This window comes from Haloferula sp. A504 (assembly GCF_044385805.1).
Classification (GTDB): Bacteria; Verrucomicrobiota; Verrucomicrobiia; order Verrucomicrobiales; family Akkermansiaceae; genus Haloferula.
The window spans coordinates 1-353 of the sequence record NZ_JBISBU010000238.1; the positions used below are offsets into that span (position 1 = coordinate 1).

A 353-nucleotide genomic window follows, 5' to 3' on the forward strand; every position below is an offset into this window, starting at 1 on the left:
CCGTCGCCCCCGCGATAGCTGTAGGTCCAGGTGCCCCGATTGGTCACGACCGTCTTGCGCCTGCCCTTCGTGTCGAAGCTCGCGTAGCCGAAATCAGGGGTGCCGGTGACGTTGCTGTTTGCCGAGGTAATCCGGCCAGTCGGACCGCGTCCCCAAGTCTGAATCACCGGCCCGCGGGTGATGCCGGTGATGCTCCGGTTCCCTGCATGTCGTCCGTAGCTGGCCGAGAAGCCATCCGCGCTCACCCCGCTGATCTCATCGCTCGCTCCGTTGTAGTGGAGTTGGACCACGTGCGGCGTGAAACCTCCGCCTTCCCGGGTGAGGGTGACCGTTTCCAGCCGCCCGATCGTGTC

General features: G+C 65.4%; 1 protein-coding gene. It reads right to left on the reverse strand.

Translation table 11 applies throughout. From position 1 onward, the window contains the following. A partial coding sequence (locus ACG2LG_RS24340) for a hypothetical protein (RefSeq protein WP_396263514.1) occupies positions 1 to 353 on the reverse strand: 353 nt, incomplete at both ends.